Below are 20,901 nucleotides of genomic sequence, written 5' to 3' on the forward strand. Positions count from 1 at the left end.
GCTTCTTTTTGGATCTCTGTTGTCTCTACAATCGCTGGTTCAAGTGGCGTGAGTGGACGATGTGTCCTTTCATATTCTGCGATGAAGTCATCAACTTGCTTTTTCACCTTGGCAACATTTTCAGGGATAAATGTTTTGTAGTCAAANNNGCCTNANAGTTCTGCGGTTGCGAGATAAGTAACTTCTCGTTCTAACTCATTAGCTAATTCTGTCGCTTTCTCATTTTTCAAGGCTCTCAGACGACCAATATCGGAACGCATAGCTTCTTGTCCTTTTTTGAGCACTTCTAAATACATCTGATACTCTTTGTTGTAAGTAGCGACAGCATCCTCTGCATCTTTGACATACTTATCTATTAACTTATCAAAACCACCTATTTCTTCATTGGCAACCTTTATAAGAGCTTCTCGCTCCTCCAATGCTTTCATCAACTCACGTGCCTTAGGTTTCTCAGCATACTCTGCAATCAGTTTTTCAAGTTTTTGAGCACCTTCTGCTTTTTTATCTAAGTTATTGACAAGCTGTTGAATTTTTTGGAAAGCAGGAGTTAATTCTTGTTCAAAATAAAACCGCAGGTCATGCCCAAACTGACTCCCATAGTTAGTGCTAGGTGTTTGTTTTATATGTTTTTTAAAGAGTTCTTCAATTTTTAGATGTCCTGAATATTTCTTCCGATACTCTGCTACTTGTCGTGTATAATCCTCTATTCTTAATTGATAACCAAAGTCAATTAAATCCTTATAAGTTTTTTCAATCTTAGCAAATATATCCAAGCTAGGCTTAACAGCAAATTGCTTAAAATTATTAATCTGATCTTTTCCAAGTTTTGAAAAGTATTCCCACAAGCCATGTTGCTCATTATAATCATCTGTATCAGGTGCTTTTGGAAGCTTTTCAACCTCAGCCAGTTCAGATTGCAATTCTTTAATCAATCCCTGACCAGCTTGTATCAGACCTTGGAGATTCTCGTTTTTCGCCCGTTCTAGTATCTTAGCTGCTTCTTCTTTGGTCTTTTCTTCCAATTCAGTAGAGTAACCATTTTTCTGCTCTTGTGTCAGATATTTAAAGTCTTTAATTTCTTTACGGACTTTCTCCGCAGCTTCAAAATCTGCTTTATCTTTTTTAGCGGCTTCTTCTACCTGTTTTAAGATATTTGTAATTTCATCTTTGGAAGATACTTTTTCAAGCTGACTTACATAAGAGTCCTTATTCTTCAAGTAGGCGGTTTGGTATACTTTTTGAGTTGCTTTCTCAATCTCTTTTTGTAATTCTGCTTTTTGTTCTTGAACTAAAGCCTTATCGAATTGCCCAGGGATTTCTTTATATGCTCTTGTGAGCTTCGTTTCTTTCTTTAGCAATTCATTGTATTTCTTTTTTAAGCCTTCCGAAGCACTGGACTTATTGATTTTATCTGTCTCTGCTTTAATTGCTTTTTGGAGTTCTGTTTGATAGTCCGTGGAAAGCTTCTGCTTAGCTTTTTCAACATCGGTTAATTGAGAGCCGTTATTCTCTTTATGACCATTAGCATAATTAATAAAGCTAAGGAAAGCTTCTGCTAATTCCATATCAGTCACTCCAGATTTGTCAAGAGTTTCCTCTAAACTAGTTCCTGGAGAGTCACCTAGAGCATTTTTATAGCTACCATCAACTTCTGCTAATTCTTTTGCCTGCTCAAATAACTTTTTATACTCAGCAATCTTATCTTGATCAGCTGGTTTCTCTTTTTGGGGTTGTTCTTCTTTGTCTGAACTTCCTGAATCATCGCCTTGTGGCTGCTCTTGGTCTGGATTGGCTGGTGCATCGCCTTGTGGTTGGTCTTTTTCTGATGGTACTGTTTCTTTCTTATCTTTTTCTAATTTTTGCTTCTCTACTTCTCTTTCAAACTCTTCTGGAATAGTCTTATAGAGCTCTACTAATGATGTTACCTTACCTATTCTATGAATGTATGTTTTCTTGAGTTCTTCACTGGCAGAAGAATGTCCATTAATTTTCTCCTCTAGTTCCTTTAATCCTTTTGAACTAGCTTCTCTATAATCTTTCTGTATATAATCACTGAAATTCTTTTTACCTTCTGATTCTTGTCCTCTAGCCTTGACGATAGAGTCAACATATCCAGCCATAGCAACAGATAAGTCAGTATTATCTTTGTTGCTTGAAGCAAAAACATTATCTAAGTTCTTTGATGAGTCTAAATTTTTTGTGGTACCATATTGCTCATAGTCCACATCGCGCAATTCCTGAACCCTCTGATACAAGTATTGAAGAAAAAGCTTTTGACTCTCTTCTCTCAGTTCCTTGTCTGTCTTTTCTCTCCCTGCTGATCTCGCCTCTGCCACTGGTAAAGGCTCTGCTGGCTCTTGAGTGAGTGTGACAGTCTCAGGCTCTTTCGGTAGGTCAGCTTCTTTAGGCTCTTGGTTTTCCGTTGTGGTCGGTTCTTCTACTGGGATGATTTCAGATGTTGGAGACAGCTCTTCTTTTACTGCTACCTCATCTGACAAAGTTGAATCCGCTTCCATTTTGTCACTTGAAGACATGACCACTTCACTTGCTGAGGGCTGTTCCATCGTCGTTGCAAGGGCGGTAGAATTAGCACTAAAAACGACCATAGCAACCGCTATCGAGCCAACACCGCACTTTAACTTTCTAATCGAGTATCTTAAATCTCTCTGGCTTTTCATGACTTTTTTCCTCATTTCATCGTACTGTATATCCCATAAATTTAGATTATGGAGCAAGCAAAAAAATCTCACATATATGAGTTCTTTTTCTATAATATCAGGTTACCACCGCAATCTTTTGTTAATCTGTGGTTTGTGTACATTTTTTATGTTTTTTTAGAAATTCATCTGATGATTAACGATAGATTGGCTCTTATCAGTGCATCACGCTTGATTCTCTCAATATAAATGATGGATTTTGCTACACCGATAGCTTTTCCAAAAAAGAACGCCATAGGGCAGAGCACTATGACGTTTAAGCTATAAAAAAGATAAAACTGCTTTCATTAAAAATTAGGCTTTTTTCTTTCTTAGAATCAGGAAACCTAAGCCCGCTGCGACAATGGCTATGAGACCAAGATAGAGCCCTATATTGTTTTGAGTTTTAGGGGTGGTAGATTTTTCTGATTCTGCACTTGTTTTAGAAGCTAATTTTTCTTGATCTGGAAGTCGTTTTTCCAAGTCCATCTCTATTTCTTTAAGACGGTTAAAAGTCTTTTCAGCTCGTTCAAGCGAGGTCTCATCAGCTTTTTTGACAGCTTCTTCTGTTGAAAGGCCAATGATTTCTCGATTGAGCACCTCTTGTTCGTTTCTCCAGGTACTTTCGAGTTTTTTCATTTCATCGATAACTTCTGTTCCAAACAAATCGGGATGTGCTGATACCATATCATTGATATGAGACACCGTCCAGTACCAAGAATCAGGATTGTACTTGGTACTAGTTTCTTGGTAAGCTTTATAGGTCTTACTGATATTGCCAAAGTAAGGCAAGTAAGGAGCATTTCTTGGACTACCCATAGCTAGCCACATTACACCACCACCCAGCTCAGCAGGAAGGTCACTCTTAAGCTGGAATATGTGAGCTTCCATGACGTTCGGATTTGAAATAGGATAAGCATAACCCTCCACGGCATCTTTGGACTTCGGTTTGCCTTTACCATCAAGCTCCATCTGATCCAGCGGCTTCAAATCAAGCCCTTCAAAACGGTTCCGTTGTAAGGCCATGGCGTCTTCCAAGGTCAATTTTTTATCCGTTGATTGCAAAAGCTCATAGTTCTCATCTTCATAAGTAACCTTGGAATCAGGATCTAAGGATTTGATGCCAGAATAAACGCGGGATCTATTGGCATCTGATAAGTCTGGATTGTAGGACAAGGCAATGTGGAACTTGCCATCGACTTCCTTGTAGGTTTTAGCTTCTTTGGCTAGCGCCTCAACCTTGCTTGAGGCAATGACATTGGTCGTATCTGAAAAGTCTACATGACCTAAAAAGAAAGTATTTGGAAAGACTGCAAATTTATCGTCTGGAAATTTGATGGCAACGTATTCGTGTCCAGACAAAATCTCCATATACCAGACACCATCTTTGTCAGCCAGAACTACAATATTTCCTTCGGCTGAGCCTTTTTCGGTCACAATTTTGGCTAGGAGTTCCACCCCTTCTTTAGCCGTTTTAACATGGGGCAAAATGACACTGGCCATGGAGGATTCTGCAAGCCCATCTTTAACATAGGGATCTCGTTTTAAAATGGCATCGTTAGCCGAAGCCGAAACGGTTGCAGAAATCGATACACCATGCTCATTGAAACCAGCTTCATCGTATACACCTTGCTCTGGCGTCACATCTGGCACAGCGGTATATTTGTAGGAGTGGGCAGGCAGAGGATACTCAAAGCCATTGGACTTGTCGACCCACTTAGCGCCCTCTTTGTTTTCCTTGGCCTCATAGACCACAAAGGTCTTATTGTGATTGGGTTCTAAGTCTTCCGTTCGTCCATAAAGGGTGGAGCCATCAGCAGTCAAATCCTTGCCGATAATAAACCCTGTACAGGCCAAAACTGGTGTTTGGAAGCTGATAGATAGTAAAACCCCCAGCAACCCAAGTGCTATTTTCTTAGATTTCATAATATCCTCCTTTTTGGATAGCGTTTTCAAGTTTATTATAACCCTTGAAGCTATTAAAAAACGAGAATTGCATCACAGAGCATTTGTGAAAACCATACCATTTCTAGCCATTCTTACTCAGATAAATCATACTTCCTAGGCTAAAAATCGCAATGCCTAAGCCAATCATTGCAAAACTGATGAGTTGGATCGTATTTGGCATAAGGGTCATAAAGAGAGTGCCAAAAGGCATGAAAAGAATGGCTAGAGTGAAGATGGTGCTAAAGACACGACCCAGATAGTCATTGGGTACACGCGTTTGAACCTGACTGAAAAAGTGGATATTAAAAATTGTCAGGAAAAGTTCAAAGAAGAAATGACCAGATTGGGCTAGAAAGACTGGTATAGGCAGAGCCAGTAAAATCAAACTCACTCCACAAAGACAAAGGCTCACTAAGAGAGCGTTCATGGTATTAGGAACTTTGCGCGCTATCAGCGCACCTGCTATAGCACCGCCAGCCCCAAGACTGAGTAAAGTCGCATAACTGCCTGCTTGAGCGTAAAGTTTATCTGTGAAAGGAAGCAGGTAGTTGAGAGCAGCCATAAAGGTATTGACTAGCGATGCGACCATGAGCAAGAAAAAGACTTCTTTTTCTCGAAAAATAAATCGCGCGCCGTCAACGATATCTCCTAAAATAGTTTGAAATGTCAAGCCAGCCTTTCCCTGATTGGGTTGTTCTTCTTCCACCTTCATGGCAAATACCAGTAAAAATGATAAGACAAAGCTAATGCCATCTAATACCAAAGTCGCTTGGAGACTGGCTAGTTTTAAAACAGCGTAAGACAAGATAGGGGCTGAGACGCTAATGATTTTTAAGGCAACTTCAAGGTTAGCGTTGAAAGTGACTAGCTCCTCCTTAGTCACAACTGCTGTGGTAAACGATTTATTGGCAGGACTGGAAAAAGCCGAAGAAATCGCCAAAACTGCATTGACCCCGATCAGGGCATAGAGCATGAGACGCTCCTGCGAGATGAAGGCAACACCAAAGCAAAGCATAGCGCAGAGGGCATCTGTCCACAGCAAAATTTTCCGTCGTTTGAAACGGTCAGCAATGGCACCACCAAAAGGATTAAGCATAATCGCAATCAGCAAATCTGTTAGCTGATAAAAACCTAGAAACTGCTGACCAAGCGTGCCAAGCGAGGCCATCCAAGCATTATTACCATAATCATAAAGGACATTTCCGATCTTATTAACCACACGGCTGCTGATTAGTTTAATGGCATTTGCATTCATAAAAAACCTCCTAGAATTTTCTTCTCTCTAGTATAGAGAAAATTCTTAGAAGGTCGAATTTATTTGCAAATAAGAGAATTTTTAGCTATTGGACTTGGTAACCCACTTCTCATAATGCTCTCGGTAGTTGTTGGCTAAATGCTTGGAATCAATAGCATCAAACATGGCAATGACTTGCTGCATTTGCGCAGTAGCCGAGAGATCTCCCTTGCTGTAGGCGTAAAAGCCATTCAGGTAGAGGAAAATCATGCGAGGATAGGTCTGAGTTTCATTGTCCAACAAGCTCTGTAACTCCTGACGGAAGCGCTCGGCTTGGCTAAACTCTCGTCGCTCAATGCTGGTCATATAAACATTGAGCAAGGTGAGGATAACTAAATTACGGTGGCGGCCGATGGCTTGATAGAAGGACTTATTTCTCAAAACTTCTGCGACCATGCGTGTGATTTGCTCCATATCATAATAGACATAGAGGTTTCCGACTAGGATAATCTCATACATGCCCCACTCTTCGGTGCAAAACAGGTAATCAGATACCAAGGCCAAGTCCTCTGGCATCATCTGCTCGGTCTCATCATACTGGCAAATAAAGCCCTGAACGAGGATCCGATTGAGCTTGGGATAGAGGGCATCTGGATTTTCTTCTAGTTTTTGCTGCTCCTGTTCTTGTAAGGCTTTGAAACCCTCAATATCACGTTCATAGTCATAAGGAATGAGCTTTGCCATGAATTCGACAAGGTCATTGTTTTTATTGTCATGGACGACTGCCATAAAATCTGCCACGGTCAGCTGAAGTTTAGAGAGGGCGTAGAAAAATTTGCCCAGTGAAATATCCGACTCACCACGCTCAAATCGTGACAGCTGGGCAAGTGAAAGCTCATCTCCTGCAATTTGCTTGAGGGAGTAATTGCGGTTCTGTCGCAAACGACGAAAAACAGCACCATAATGCGTCATAGAGTATCCTTTCTAGGCATGTTAACCTCTGTCGCTGCTAGTCCACCAATTGCTCGCTCAGCTCTTCCCACTCGGTCAAAAGGGTCTCGGATTGGTTAGAAAGGCTGTCCAGTTCTTGTTGGAGGTCGATGAGCTGGCTTGCATCGTTGGTCTGGGTCATCTGCTCTTCTAAGTCTGCCACTTTGGCGTCAAGTATTTCTAGTTCGGCTTCGATTTGCTCAATGCGTCGCGTCAGTTTACGCTGCTCTCTCTGGGCATCCTTGCTGGCCTGATAGGACTTGCTGACTGGAGCTTCCTGTGAAGAGGAATCTAGCTGGCTAGTGTTCTCTTGTGCGGCTGCTAGGCTGGCTGCCTGCTCTGCCTTTTTCCCGATATAATAATCATAGTCTCCCAGATAAAGAGTAGAGCCCGTCTCGGAGAGTTCCAAAACCTTAGTGGCTATGCGGTTGATGAAATAGCGGTCGTGGCTGACAAAGAGCAGGGTGCCGTCGTAGTCAATCAGGGCGTTTTCCAAGACTTCTTTGCTATCAATGTCTAGGTGATTGGTCGGCTCATCCAGAATCAGGAAATTCTTATCCTGCATGGACAATTTGGCTAGAAGCACCCGAGCACGCTCGCCACCAGACAGCATGCCGATTGATTTTTTGACATCATCGCCTGAGAAAAGAAAGGCACCGAGACGGTTTCGGATCTCAAGCTCAGGAGTGGTTCGAAAATCATTCCAGAGTTCATCAAGGACTGTGTTACTAGGTGTCAGGTCTGACTGGTTCTGGTCGTAGTAGCCGACATCAACGTTAGCACCCAATTTTGCCTCTCCCTTGATAAAGGGAATAGTGCCTAGCACGGACTTGAGAAAAGTAGTCTTGCCGATTCCATTTGGGCCAACGACAGCAATGGCCTCATACTTGCGCTGGTCGATATTGATTGGTGAAGCTAGGATTTCACCATCATAACCAATGGCCGCATCTTCAACAGTCAGAACGACATTGCCAGAAGTTTTGGCGGATTTGAAGGTCATATTGGCAGATTTTTGACCGATTTGAGGCTTGTCTAAGCGTTCCATCTTCTCTAGCTGTTTACGTCTAGCTTGCGCTCGTTTGGTAGTCGAAGCCCGTACGAGATTGCGCTGGACAAAGTCCTCTAACTTCGCGATTTCCTTTTGCTGCTTGTCGTAGTTCTGAGCTTCAGTGGCTAGTTTTTGTGCCTTTAATTCTATGAATTGAGAATAATTGCCCACATAACGATCCAAACTTCGAGGAGTTAAATCCATGGTCAAAGTAGCAACCTTATCTAAGAAGTAACGGTCGTGGCTGACGATGATGAGAGCACCGCTATAATTGATCAGGTAATTTTCCAGCCAAGAGATGGTCTCAATATCCAGATGGTTGGTCGGCTCGTCTAAAACCAAGAGTTCTGGCTTTTCGAGAAGCATCTTGGCCAGAGCCAAGCGGGTATTTTGCCCACCAGAGAGCTCAGCAATCGGCCTGTCCCACATGGATCGGTCAAATTTAAAACCATTAAGCATCGCCCTAATATCCGCTTCATAGGTAAATCCACCAGCGAGACGAAATTCCTCTGACAGACGGTCGTAATCGAGCATGAGACGGTCTAAATCTTGACCAGTCAGCTCCGACATCTGATCCTCCATCTGTCGAAGACGACCTTCTGTCTGACGAAGGTCGTCAAAGACCGCCAACATCTCCTCATAAATGGTCTTGCTAGACTCAAAACGGCTATCCTGAGCCAGATAACTGAGCGACAGATCCCGCTTTTTATTGAGACTTCCAGTGCTGGGTTCTTCTTCACCAACCAAAATTTTCAGCAAGGTGGACTTCCCTGCACCATTTCGGCCAACAAGAGCAATGCGGTCACGGTCATCCACTTGTAAATCAATATTTTCAAAGAGGACGTCGCCCGCAAAGCTCCGTCCGATTTTATTGGCTTGTAAAATAATCATGTGTTTATTATATCAGATTTCAAGCCAGAAAAAAACAGGTACAAGATCTGTAATCTCCTGTTGGATAGTCATTCTCTTAAAGTTCATCCTGTTTGTAATGTTAAGCCCAACTTCTCCATAATAATCTCCAAAAAGTACATAAAACTGTTGAGTATTAGAGGATTTTACATAGGTCTACCCAATATCATAATCAGTGTTCACACTCCTCCCTTTTAGGATATTTTTAGGAATAAAAGCAGGTATCGCTACTCGCCACTAAGTATCAATCCTCTTTTAATTACTTGCGTCCCTCTAAATCAAGGCCTCTACTGATAGTAAAAATCGTACATACTGATAACAACAGATATTTCCTAATGAGAAAAGGACTGAGCCCTGTACAATACAGAACTCAATCCTTAGCTTAAAATATAAGGTCCAACTTTTGGGGGTCAGATCAAAAAAGCACTCCGTCTCGTTTCTTTTCGTTTAGTCAAAGTTGCCATTCGCAGCGGTTTAAGCCTGAAAACAACAAAGCAAGAAAAACTATTTTTTAGCTGTAGGCATCTGTTCCACACTCTCTTATATTGTTTTTGATTGTTCCTCTTCTTGTTTAACTTGCTGAACATATTTATATATGCTTACTTCAGACATGTGGAAAACTTCTGCTATTCTTGAAACAGAATCCTTAAAATCAAAAAAGCCTTTTTGGTAGAGGGAACGAACAATCGCAACTTTTTCATCTTTTGTCATACGACTTTTACTAAGATCCTTACCTTGTGTTTCCTTAATAATTGTATCTTCTATCAAGCTATCGGCAGACGCATAGAAATTCTCTACTACATTGTCTCCATTGTCCTGTTCTTTAATATTGAGTTCTTCATTCAGAACACCCAAACTACTTTCAAATAAATGTTTTAAGGTAATCAGCTTGCTCTTGTCCGCATTGATACAAATCATGCCAATCAACTGCCCTTTATCTTTCACAAAAAAACTAGATGAATATAACTCTTTTCCTGTTATAGTCTTAGTTCGATAATTGACCAAAAAGTCTTTTTCTAGGTACACCTTAGATTTATAGACATCCAGTACAAAATCGGTAGCTGGTGCGCCAATTTCACGTCCAGATAAATTATTTTTTATATAAACCACGGAATTGTCTAAACCATTTGTAAAATCCTGCAAGACTAATTCAGTCTCTTTCCCGAATACAGTTGCCAAAAAATCTAGTAAAGGCAAATACTGTGTCAATCTCGAGTCCATCGTTTTCCTCTCCTCATTGAAAGATAGTTTCTATGAGTTGTTTTTATAATATTCTATAACACCATTCTACCACATTCCATACAAATAACAACTTTTTAAATCTCAAATTCCCGAACCTTTTAAAGTAACATTAAGAAATCAACTACGGTTTTCTCACAATAAATTGGTTACTAATTCGATGAAAAATATTTTATTTGTTAAAAACATTCGTTTTTTTAGCAAACAAGCTCTGCAATTGACTGAGCATAAATAGATGTTGCCCGTATAATATCTTCTACACGCATATGTTCGTCAACCTGATGCATGGTATCTTGAGCATCTGGAAACAGTGCTCCAAAGGCAACTCCTTTCTCTAATAAACGAGCATAGGTTGCACCACCAATAACCTGTTCATGTGCAGGAAAACCTGTCTGTGTGTGATAAATATTCAATAGGGTTTGGACTATAGGCTCTTCAGCTGCTACATAATGAGGGGCCTTACTATTGATGATTTCTATACCTACACCATATGAAGCCAACTCTTTTTTCAGGAACTTTTGTGTTTTTAGTGATAGTTCTACACCTTTTGGATAACGGATATTAGCACGAATAAAACCACCGCTTAGGGCATTAAAACTAACCAAACCTACATTGATCATCAAGGTACCCATCTTTTCATCCTGATGAAATAAGCCTAACTTTTCTGCATTATGATCCTCATGTAAAACTGTCCCCAACAACTCTAGCCAGCCTGGGCTTTCTACCCACGACGCTAAAAAACAAGCTAAAAAGGTAGCTGCATTCTTTCCTTTTTGAGGTGTTGATCCATGAGCTGAGACCCCTTTGACAATAAAGGTCACTGAGTTTTCCTCTTTTGTCCATAATCCATCCAACTCTTTCTCAGTCAAATAGCTTTCAAATGCGGAAATACATGCCTCTGGAACTGGACCGGTTAATGTAGCAACTGCCTGCTCTGGAACCATATTTTCTCGCAGGCCTGCTTCGAAACAAGTCAGTTTTAGCTCTTCTTTTTCAGTTTGAACGGGAAGATGAAATACAAGAGATGCAACACCCTTTTCACCATTGACAATCGGAAAATAAGCATCTGGTACAAAACCATAAGTTGGCAAAGTCTCTTTCTGGCAATAGGTGTCTATACATTTCCAGTCACTTTCCTCATCTGTACCAATAATAATTTGAAGATGCTTCTTCGGTACAAACCCCATTTCTTTCAGCATACGAGTTGCAAAAAAAGTGCAGAATAATGGGCCTTTATCATCTAAAACACCCCTAGCATACAACTTTCCATCTTGATAAGTTGGAGTAAAGGGCGGACTAGTCCAACCTTCCCCCGTTGGCACGACGTCAACATGCCCCAAAATACCAAACGGCTCTAACCCCGGCTCTCCCCAGTCAATTCGCCCAACAAGAGAGTCAATCATCTTTGTCTTAAAGCCTGCTTCATCTGCTAGTGATAATATATGCTCTAAAGCCTGTTTAGGTCCAGGTCCAACTGGACAATCACTAGTGGCCTTATCGTCTTCTCGGACTGAGGGAATCACAAGGAGTGTCTCTAACTCACTTAGCAATTGTTCCTTTCGTTTTGTTACTTCTTCTAACCAATTCATATAGTTTCCTTTTTCTAATCCTTTGTTTTTTCTAGCGAAAAACAGCATGTGCCTTGACGTTTCCATCACACATACTGCTTTTCAGCGTAAAATAATAAGGAGGTCGTAATAGATTTAATTACCTAATGCCTGTTCGAAATCATCAATAAGGTCTTCAATATTTTCAATCCCACAAGATAGACGTAGAAGTCCATCAACCACGCCTTGCTCAGCTCTTTCTTCTGGGCTGAGACAAGCATGAGACATAGTTGCAGGATGAGATAAGATAGACTCTACACCACCCAGACTGACCGCAAGAATCGGGATTCGAACCTTACTAGTGAAATCAAGTAACTCTTCTTTCGTAGCCAATTCGAAGGAGAGAACAGCTCCTCCATTTTTAGCCTGCGACTGATGAATCGCATGATTTGGGTGACTCTTTAATCCTGGATAATAGACCTTCTTAATTTTGGGATGAGCCTGTAGGTATTCTGCCATAGCTTGGGCATTAGAGACTGCATGAGCCATCCGAATCCCCATTGTTTTCATGCCACGCATGATTAGCCAGGCATCTTCCACCCCAAGAATTCCACCAAAGTTTTTCTGAAAAAGCTTAAGCTCGTTGTAGTAAAACTCATTATTTGTCGCAACAAGACCCGCTACCACATCACTGTGCCCATTGATGAATTTGGTGACGCTTTCCACCACAATATCAACACCTAACTCCAGCGGTTCCTGCGCTAGCGTTGTCATAAATGTATTATCGGCAACAGTAATCAGGTTATGCTCTTTTGCAATTGCAACGAGTCCTCTAATGTCGGTTACTTTTAACAACGGGTTGGATGGGGTTTCTAAATAAATCATCTTCGTATTAGAGCGAATGGCATTACGAACTTCATTCAAATCTGCCATATCAACAAAGGACACATCAATTTGATATCTGTACAAGATTTTTGTGACAAATTGACAGGTTCCCCCATAGACTTCCCTCGGCACAATCAAATGGTCTTTTGTCTTTAAAAGCATAATCACATTGGAAATCGCTGCCATGCCAGATGAAAAGCTGATGGCATACTTGGCATTTTCCAGAGTTCTAAAACCATCTTCTAGCGCGTCAATCGTAGGATTTGAAAAGCGAGTATAAAGATACTGTTGAGAATCGCTATAGAGTTGCTTGTTGTGAAAAGTTGAGGTTTGGTAAATAGGGATAGATGCAGCTCCCGTGTGTTCATCTAACACCTGGTACCCATGTAATAATTTGGTGTTCTCTTTCACTATTTAACCTCCGCAACAGCCTCAATTTCTACTAAAGCACCCATCGGTAGAGAACCGACTGCAAAAGCAGTGCGAGCTGGATAATCTTCCTCAAAAAACGCCTGATAGACTTTATCAAAAGCTGCAAAGTCTTCAATATTTTTTAGATAAACAGTCGTTTTGACAATACAACTCATAGAAGCACCATTGTCTTCTAAAATCGCTTTAATATTGTTCAAAGACTGTCCTACTTGCCATTCGATGTCTGCATGATCAATCTGACCAGTTTCAACATTAATCGGTAATTGACCCGATGTAAAAATCAAATTCCCTGTCCTACTTGCCGAAGAATAACTCCCAACCGCTGGTGGAATACGTTCACTTGTTAGACGTGTTACCATATCATGTTAACTCCTTTTAAATTTATTAATTAATTTTAATTTGCTTCAAGTTTGAAAGATTTTATACGATGTGCTTGCCAGAGCATCAAACCAAGTGGTAAAACAATATATCCAATTACCATGGCAATAATAGCAAATATGTTTGCGACAACAGTGCCATCTTCCGTAGTGATTGTGAATTGTGCTGACCAGCTAAATTTGTAAAGTAACAAGACAGTGAAAACAAGTGCCAGAGCTGGAGTTACAACATCTACAATAAAGCTCTTCTTAGCAGTAGACACTATATCTTCTTTTTGATATCCAAAGTAGAAGATCATTACTGCTGCCGGTACAATGATAAATTGAATAAAGCGGGAAATAGAACTGAGCACTATAATGTTTCCCATATCATAGCGGAAAGCCATTGGTAACAAAATAGCAATACCAATCGTGACGAAGAATGCACGAATTGGGAAACCTGTTTCCGTTCGTTGCGAGAAGTAATCTGGAATTTGTTTTTGTAAAGCCATTGCTTCCAAAATGCGTGGCGTATGAAAGGATGCTGCTACATTGATACCAAACATGGATACCAAAGCTCCGCCTAAGATAATCGCACGAATAATTGGGTTTTCAAAAACAGATGCAAGCGCAACAACTTCAGTTGTAGAAACGATAGCCGCAGGATTAATCATCATAGCCACACCGACAATCCCAATATAAACTGCTGCGACAATACCAATTGCTAAAGGAATAGCACGTGGAAGATTCTTTTCTGGCTCTTCCATATCTTGGGCACCACTTGCAACGCTTTCAAATCCTGTAAAAGCATAGAAAGCTGCAATAATCGCCATGACATAAGCTGGCATATCCATTTGAGAACCCAAAGCTTTACCAGTTGAGTCTGTCAGCGTTTTGATGGTTGAAAATTCATTGACACCTGTAAAGACAACTAAACCGATACCAACTAAAATAGTTGTGACCAAAGCACCTACTTTACAAATCGTAGACACATTATTGATAATGGTAAACAGGCGAGTTCCTAAGAGATTAATACCTAACAATACTGCCATCAAGATAACAAAACCAACTGTAACTAGCATTAAATTACCACTATCCATTTTGAAAATGCTCAGTACAGTTTTAACAACTGCTGTTCCCATCACACCCCATGCAATACTAGCTGCAATATAGCGGGTAATCCCAACATAAAATCCAATTTTTTCCCCAAAAGCAGCTTTTGCATAAGCATAAGAAGCCCCACCCTTGTCAACATACTTAGCGGCTGCAGCAAACGTGACAGCTAAAATGGAAGCAAAAATTGCTGCTAAAAAATAAATTAATAACGCCTTATCTCCACTGCTAGCAACAACACCTCCCGGGGATAAAAAAATCCCTGTTCCAATAATTGAGTTAATTGTCAATAAAACAATAGAATAAAATCCCAATTTTTTCTTCATGGTTCACTCCTTCGTATCCTATACAACTGCTTTAACATCATTGATTTCAGCAACGGTATCACCCCTTGCTTCATTAATCAGAGCTTTAAACAACCTATTCATTTCTTTCCTGCTAAGGTAGAGCATCTCAGGGTGCCACTGCACTCCCACTAAGAAACGATAATTGACATGTTCAATCGCTTCAATTGCTGTATCGGCTGCACGCGCTACCACACGGAATTCCTCTGGTACATGACGCATGACTTGATGATGGAAAGAGTTGACCATCATTTTTTCCTCACCAAAAATCTGGTACAAGAGTGAATCTCTCTCGATGCGGATGGAATGTGTTGGTAAATCTGGATAATGTTCCTGCCAATGTTTCAAAAATGGTTGATCAGCATAACTCAAATCCTGCCACAAGGTTCCCCCATGATAAACATTGATAATCTGCGCTCCACGACAAATTCCAAGAATAGGAATATTTTTCTCCTTAGCTTTTCTCAGTAAGGCAAAATCAAACTGGTCACGCGCTGGGAAAGTATCGCCTAATTTCGGACTTGGTTCTTCTCCATAGTTAAACGGACAAACATCATGTCCACCTGATAAAATCAAGGCATCGATACTATTGATATAACCATCTAATACCCTCTCTTCATCTGTGACGGGCAAAATCATTGGAATACCTCCGTTTTTGCTGACAGACAAAACATAGTCCTCATTTACGTAGCTGCGGTGATATCCTGGAAACATCCCGCCTTGGTCAATGATGATACTAGCCGAAATCCCAATTATCGGAACTTTAATGTGTGCCATCTCAAGACTCCTTTTATAATATTTTTTAATTGTTTTTATAAAATTATAATACACCATTTTGTATCCGTTTGCAACATTTTTTTATAAAAAAATATAACTTTTTATAAAACGAGCCTCTTTTTTAGATATTCGACAGAAAAAGCATAATATATAACTTATGTAGCAGGAAATTCTCTATACAACTTACTAAGAATTTTTGTAAGCACACAAAAACTCCAAGATGGTCTACGATAAAAAACCCAAAAACTCAGTCTAAGGATAGCTATGGAATCCTTTCATACAATCACTAATCTTACCAGATGCTAAACTAGAGCCTACTAACCCCATCATAAAATAGAATTTAGCGAAACTCTTCTGCTTTCATCAGTTTGAAGACTAAACACACGCATTTTGAGACCTAGTTTAAAGCAATAATCTCTCCAACATAAAACCTCAGAAGCTCTTATTAATTGAACTTCTGAGGTATTTTACACTTGATTAATCAAAAGAAGATAACTTCGTTTCAAAAAGAGATACTAAATAATCCTTTGTCTTTTAAAAGAAAAGTGTCTTAACTGTAAGTCATTTTATAAAGGCTACACAAAAAAACAACGGACAATTATACCGTTGCTTTTTCAAACTTGAAAGACTATTATTCCATGATTTATAAGCATTCCACTTTAAAATGGTTTATCAAATATTCTGTTCCGAAAATCTCTATGGAAATAGCACAATATACTTATTTAAACGTGCAAATAATCACAACGTTAGCTTTCTATCATCTATCCGCTACTACAATTGAAAAGGGGGGCAAAGTAAACACAGAACCTGTACCCTCCGATTAAAGCTCTAGGCTAGCCAGGCTTGATTTTGCCAGATGAACCAAAGAGCAAAAGCCAGAAGAGCTAGGAGAAATAGGGTGCGTAGAAGTCTAGATAGCCAACGCCAGACCATGATGAGGATAAGGCTAGCCACCAGCCAAGCCCAAGATGACGTTTCCATGAAGGCTAGAAATCTCTCAAAACTGTTGTCCGTCAAGCCTTGCAGCCATGTTGGGGCATAAAGCTGATAAAGATTATCAAGCCCCGTCTGATGCGACAGTTGTGCCAAGCTCACCCTGATCCAGATAAAAAGACTAGAGTTGAGTAAGAAGATAAGGACCTGTTGAGGATAGGTCAATATAAGAAATTTAATCGTTTTTAACAAGAAAGCTCCTTTGAATAGTTTCCAAAGCTGGTGTTACTGACTGTAGAGTGCCTGAACGGCTGTAATATCAGTTGGTTGAATGCCATGATAAGAACCCGCTGATGCCATAACAGAGGTTTCCGTATCTTGATGCCCAAGCCCAATGGCATGGCCTAGCTCATGCTCTGCTGTGTGCAAAATCCGCTCACTACTGTAACCATAGGCCTGATTTAACAGATAATAGCTATTTAGCTTAACGGTGACATTGACCATACGATGGGTAAGTGGGTTTACAGTAGACTCCGCCACACCCGCAGCTGGCGTGTCAGGGGCAGCGTAATCCGTCGCAATAATGTCTGCTTCCTCTGCTGTCGAAACTTGTACAAAAGTAAAAACACCTGTTGAAGTCCAATTGGCAATGGCTTGCTCATAAGCAGTGACAAAGGTCGGGTCTGAAGACGCGATGTAGACCGTCGCTTGATTGGTCTCCCAACGGGCGCCCTCTGTCGTGTAGACAACATCTGTGGATAGTTTGGACAATTCCTGACCAAAGGGTTCTGCTTTAAAGCGCTCAACTAAGCGAGTCAGGCCATGATTGACCTGCTGAGTTACTTCTGACTGGGCAAAGGCCTCTGTGTTTAAAACATAAACCACTGTGAGTAGGCTCAGAAAAGCCACTAGAACAGCGGTTGCTAGCTTGAAAGCAAAGCGAATCATTGCCCACAAGAGCCGAAAAGGCAATAGTAAAATCCGTCTCATCACAAAACCTCCTTTCAACACAGCTTCAAGGGGATTTCTTTAGCTAACTCCGTTTAAAAATCTGTATTCACATGACTCAGGAAATCGTTTTTTGAAAAAACACTGACTCTATTAAAAAACGAACGATGCATCTCGTCTTAATCAAAGTGTGAGCCATGAATACAGGTTCTAAAGGTCTAGCAAGTCAAAGCTCAAAATCTTTAGCATAACAGATTAGCTCAACCGCTCTTCTTCTTGAAAATCCACAGGCAACCATTTAAGAACGGACTCTATTTTCTTTTCCCAGTAGTACCAGTCATGCGTTCCAGGACTGGTGCTGTATTCCAAGTCAAAGCCCTTAGCCTTTAATGCTTTCACTGCTAAGTTATTTTGCTCAAAAATGTAATCCTGCTCTCCACACCAAGCCCAGAATTTAGTTTGTTTATCGGATAAAAGCGCTGAATCCAGCAAAGGGGTCGCTTGGTTTTGAAACTGCTCTATAGACCCAAAAATACCTTCCCAGTAGGCTTGATTCTCCAACCCTTCTGTCAGCATGCCATCAAAACTGAGAGCACCTGAAAGACTAGCTGCATGGCTGAAATGATTGGTTTCCAGTGCGATTTTAAAAGCGCCATAGCCACCCATGGAAAGGCCTGCGATAAAGGTTTTCTCACGTTTTTTGGTCATATTCGGGAAAAATCGCTGGAGTACCTTGGGTAATTCTGCTGTCAAGGCATCAAAGTAGCGATAACCATATTTGGTATTGGTGTACCAGCCGTTGTTGACGTTTGGAAGCACGATGATTAGATTGGTCGAACGTACCAGGCGTTCCAAACGCGTCCGTTTCAGCCAAGAATTGTGATTCCCACCCATGCCATGAAGCAGGTAGAGAACTGGGATGTCCTTGTCATCGGGATTGTCCACTCGAGACAGGTCTGGGTAGATGACATTGACAGGATATTCCAAATCCAAAATATCAGAACGGTATTCAATATTAAAAACTGCCATAAGTTTCCCTCCTAATGTCAGTAATTGTCCAAATCTTTCTTCTGCAGATACAAACTCGAATTATATAGGGGCCGAAAGCAAAATTTGTCAGTCATTTTCCATTTTGCTTTCTCATGTCTAGGTTCAGGTATTAACAGTCACTCCTCACAAGACTGACTAAGATTGTTAAGGGAGTTTGGGACAAACAACCATGAGAGAGTTCCCCATGGTTGTCTGTTTATCTCGCTCCCTGTCGGAGTTCTAAGTGGTGTAGCCACCACAATTAGTTTTTTTGAACTGCAAGGTGTATCAACGGACTTCCATCAAGACTGGCAGTACCGTAGGACGACGCTTGGTCTGGTCGAACAGGTATTTGCCCAAAGCATCTCGGACTTCGCCTTTGAGATCTCCCCAATCAAAGTCGTCTTGCGCCAAGTAATTCTCAACTGTCGTGTTGACCAAGTCAGCTGCTTCACTCAAGATATCTCTGCTCTTCTTGACATAGACAAAGCCACGCGTATGAACCCTAGCCTTGGCCACAATTTTCTTTTGCCTGCGGTTGATCGTCATAGCAACGATAAAAATTCCTTCTTCAGAAAGGAGCTTACGATCACGCAACACGACATTTCCCACATCACCAATGGCTTGGCCATCCAACAAGACATCGCCTGAGGCAACTGAACCTGTGTGAAGAAAAGCATCACCCTCATAAACCATGACATCTCCACGTTTCATGATATAGATATGCTCTGGCAAGATACCAACTTCTTGGGCAGCCTCAGCATGGGCGGCCAATTGACGGTACTCCCCTTGCGTTGGAAAGAGGTAGTTTGGGTTAAGAATGTTAATCATCATCTGGAGATCACGGAAATTCCCGTGACCAGACACGCGCAAGTTATTGGTGATTGATTTGACTTCACCACCAGCACGGTAAATCAGATTTTCCACTCGAGCAACCATCGCCTCTTTAGAAACAGTCGGTGTCGTCGCAATGAAAACCGTATCCCCATCCTTAATTTGGACATAGCGGTGACGGCCAATTGCCATCTTACGAAGGCCTTCTAATGGTTCTCCGATGCGGCCAGTCTCTAAAATGACTAGCTCATGATCTTCAAAACGCGGCAGATCTTTAGGCTTAATGATCAAACGTTCGTTGGAAACTTTCAGTTTTCCAAGCTTCATAGCTGTGCGCACAATGTTTTCCACATCGTATCCTGTCAAAAGGACATAGCGTCCTGTCTCATCAGCAGCATCGAAAACCTGCTGAATCCGAGACAAATTGCTGGCAACAGCTGCCACAATGACACGCCCGCTACAGTCTGACATGACGTGAGCGACCTCAGCTTCGACCTCTCTTTCGCTGGCAATCTGAATCTTGCTATCAGCGTTAGCTGAATCACTCAGAAGAGCCAAAACGCCCTCACGTCCGATTTCAGCTAAACGCGCAAAGTCTGTCTGGTAACCATCTTCTGCCGCCTGATCAAACTTGAAATCACCTGTGTAGACAATATTTCCTGCCTTAGTCTTAAGCACAACTCCCAAACTCTCTGGAATAGAGTGAGTCGTCTTGAAGAAAGACACTTCTGTCACACCAAAATCAATTTCGGTTTCGGCGTTAATGATATGAAAATCGTTAAACTTCTTGGTCAAATCGTAATTTTTCACGACCAATTTCGCCAATTCGATGGTTAACTCAGATCCAAAAACAGGCACTTTAACATTGGCCAAAAGATAGGGCAAAGCACCGATCGCATCAGCGTGTCCATGGGTCAGAAAAACCCCTGCTACTCGTTTTTTATTTTCAACCAGATAGTCCATATTAGGAATCACCAAGTCCACGCCAAGCTGGTCATTCTCAGGGTATTTCAACCCCGCATCCAAGACAAAAATCGTGTCTTCTATTTCAGCTAGGTAGAGATTTTTACCATTTTCACGAACCCCACCCAGAGCTATAATTTTTATGTTGTCCATCTACTTATCCGTCTCCTTTTTTCGCTGCCATCAGAGCGATTATTTCTATTTTATGCTTAATAAATACCAAAACTGACCTTTTGATAGTTTCTGAGATAGTGTCGATGCAGGTAACTTCTAATGGAGTGTGCATTTTCACAGTCTCACATCTTAATTCAGAAGTGTTATTACTAGGGCAAAATAATTGCTTATCAGCACGCTTTAGTCATAACGTTAATATTTCTCAATGTAGCTAAAACGCTATCTTAGATTGTTATTGTGTATTATCAGGACAAAGCTAGCAAAACCTTGTCTCTTTTCACATATGTTCCTCGGTCGCCAAACGGTTTGACCAAGTCGATTGACTGTTTTGAGAGTGGGACAGACAGCCATGATGGTCTGTCTCACTCCCCTATTATCCTTTATTATACCGTATTTCCCAAGGAAAAACAAAAATGGAGCTGCTGACAGCTGGTTTTAGAAGGAAAATAAAACCTCTCCTATTTTGATAAACAGGAAGAGGTTTTCTTATGACTTCTCAGAGA

General features: G+C 41.0%; 15 protein-coding genes. All 15 read right to left on the minus strand.

Translation table 11 applies throughout. The features are described 5' to 3' along the window. Positions 1-2,693 (minus strand): GAG-binding domain-containing protein (locus A3I5_RS11550; protein ID WP_156809064.1); only part of this gene is annotated, 2,693 nt, incomplete at its 3' end. Positions 2,694-3,011: 318 nt separating this feature from the next. Further along, positions 3,012-4,622 (minus strand): C69 family dipeptidase, encoded by a 1,611-nt coding sequence (locus tag A3I5_RS0103325; protein ID WP_018373210.1) that lies wholly within the window; start codon positions 4,620-4,622, stop codon positions 3,012-3,014. A gap of 103 nt (positions 4,623-4,725) precedes the next feature. Next, positions 4,726-5,898, minus strand: coding sequence for an MFS transporter (locus tag A3I5_RS0103330; protein ID WP_018373211.1), 1,173 nt, complete (start codon positions 5,896-5,898; stop codon positions 4,726-4,728). Between the two features lie 81 nt (positions 5,899-5,979). After that, entirely contained in the window at positions 5,980-6,849 is an 870-nt protein-coding gene (locus A3I5_RS0103335; protein ID WP_018373212.1) for an Rgg/GadR/MutR family transcriptional regulator, read from the minus strand. A gap of 37 nt (positions 6,850-6,886) precedes the next feature. Then, on the minus strand, positions 6,887-8,806 hold the full coding sequence (locus tag A3I5_RS0103340) for an ABC-F family ATP-binding cassette domain-containing protein (RefSeq protein ID WP_018373213.1): 1,920 nt from the start codon (positions 8,804-8,806) through the stop codon (positions 6,887-6,889). Positions 8,807-9,364: 558 nt separating this feature from the next. Next, positions 9,365-10,045 (minus strand): helix-turn-helix transcriptional regulator, encoded by a 681-nt coding sequence (locus A3I5_RS0103345; RefSeq protein ID WP_018373214.1) that lies wholly within the window; start codon positions 10,043-10,045, stop codon positions 9,365-9,367. Positions 10,046-10,260: 215 nt separating this feature from the next. Then, on the minus strand, positions 10,261-11,652 hold the full coding sequence (gene pepV / locus A3I5_RS0103350; protein ID WP_018373215.1) for a dipeptidase PepV: 1,392 nt from the start codon (positions 11,650-11,652) through the stop codon (positions 10,261-10,263). A gap of 114 nt (positions 11,653-11,766) precedes the next feature. Next, on the minus strand, positions 11,767-12,906 hold the full coding sequence (locus A3I5_RS0103355) for a trans-sulfuration enzyme family protein (protein ID WP_018373216.1): 1,140 nt from the start codon (positions 12,904-12,906) through the stop codon (positions 11,767-11,769). After that, positions 12,906-13,286 carry a RidA family protein gene (locus tag A3I5_RS0103360; protein ID WP_018373217.1) on the minus strand — a complete coding sequence of 127 codons (381 nt, stop codon included), beginning with the start codon at positions 13,284-13,286 and terminating at the stop codon, positions 12,906-12,908. The genes A3I5_RS0103355 and A3I5_RS0103360 overlap by 1 nt, the downstream gene beginning before the upstream one ends. 35 nt (positions 13,287-13,321) lie before the next feature. After that, a complete protein-coding gene (locus A3I5_RS0103365) occupies positions 13,322-14,722 on the minus strand; it encodes an APC family permease (RefSeq protein ID WP_018373218.1) in 1,401 nt (466 codons plus the stop codon). Positions 14,723-14,740: 18 nt separating this feature from the next. Next, complete coding sequence (locus A3I5_RS0103370; RefSeq protein WP_018373219.1) at positions 14,741-15,517, minus strand: gamma-glutamyl-gamma-aminobutyrate hydrolase family protein; 777 nt, start codon at positions 15,515-15,517, stop codon at positions 14,741-14,743. A gap of 828 nt (positions 15,518-16,345) precedes the next feature. After that, positions 16,346-16,702, minus strand: a complete 357-nt coding sequence (locus A3I5_RS0103375; RefSeq protein ID WP_018373220.1) for a hypothetical protein — start codon at positions 16,700-16,702, stop codon at positions 16,346-16,348. A 33-nt stretch (positions 16,703-16,735) separates the two neighbouring features. Further along, complete coding sequence (locus A3I5_RS0103380) at positions 16,736-17,440, minus strand: M57 family metalloprotease (protein ID WP_018373221.1); 705 nt, start codon at positions 17,438-17,440, stop codon at positions 16,736-16,738. A gap of 213 nt (positions 17,441-17,653) precedes the next feature. Next, positions 17,654-18,427, minus strand: coding sequence for an alpha/beta hydrolase (locus A3I5_RS0103385; RefSeq protein ID WP_018373222.1), 774 nt, complete (start codon positions 18,425-18,427; stop codon positions 17,654-17,656). Positions 18,428-18,715: 288 nt separating this feature from the next. Continuing rightward, complete coding sequence (locus A3I5_RS0103390; protein ID WP_018373223.1) at positions 18,716-20,377, minus strand: ribonuclease J; 1,662 nt, start codon at positions 20,375-20,377, stop codon at positions 18,716-18,718. Positions 20,378-20,901: the final 524 nt, after the last annotated feature.

Source organism: Streptococcus merionis DSM 19192, from assembly GCF_000380085.1.
In the GTDB taxonomy this organism is placed as follows: domain Bacteria; phylum Bacillota; class Bacilli; order Lactobacillales; family Streptococcaceae; genus Streptococcus; species Streptococcus merionis.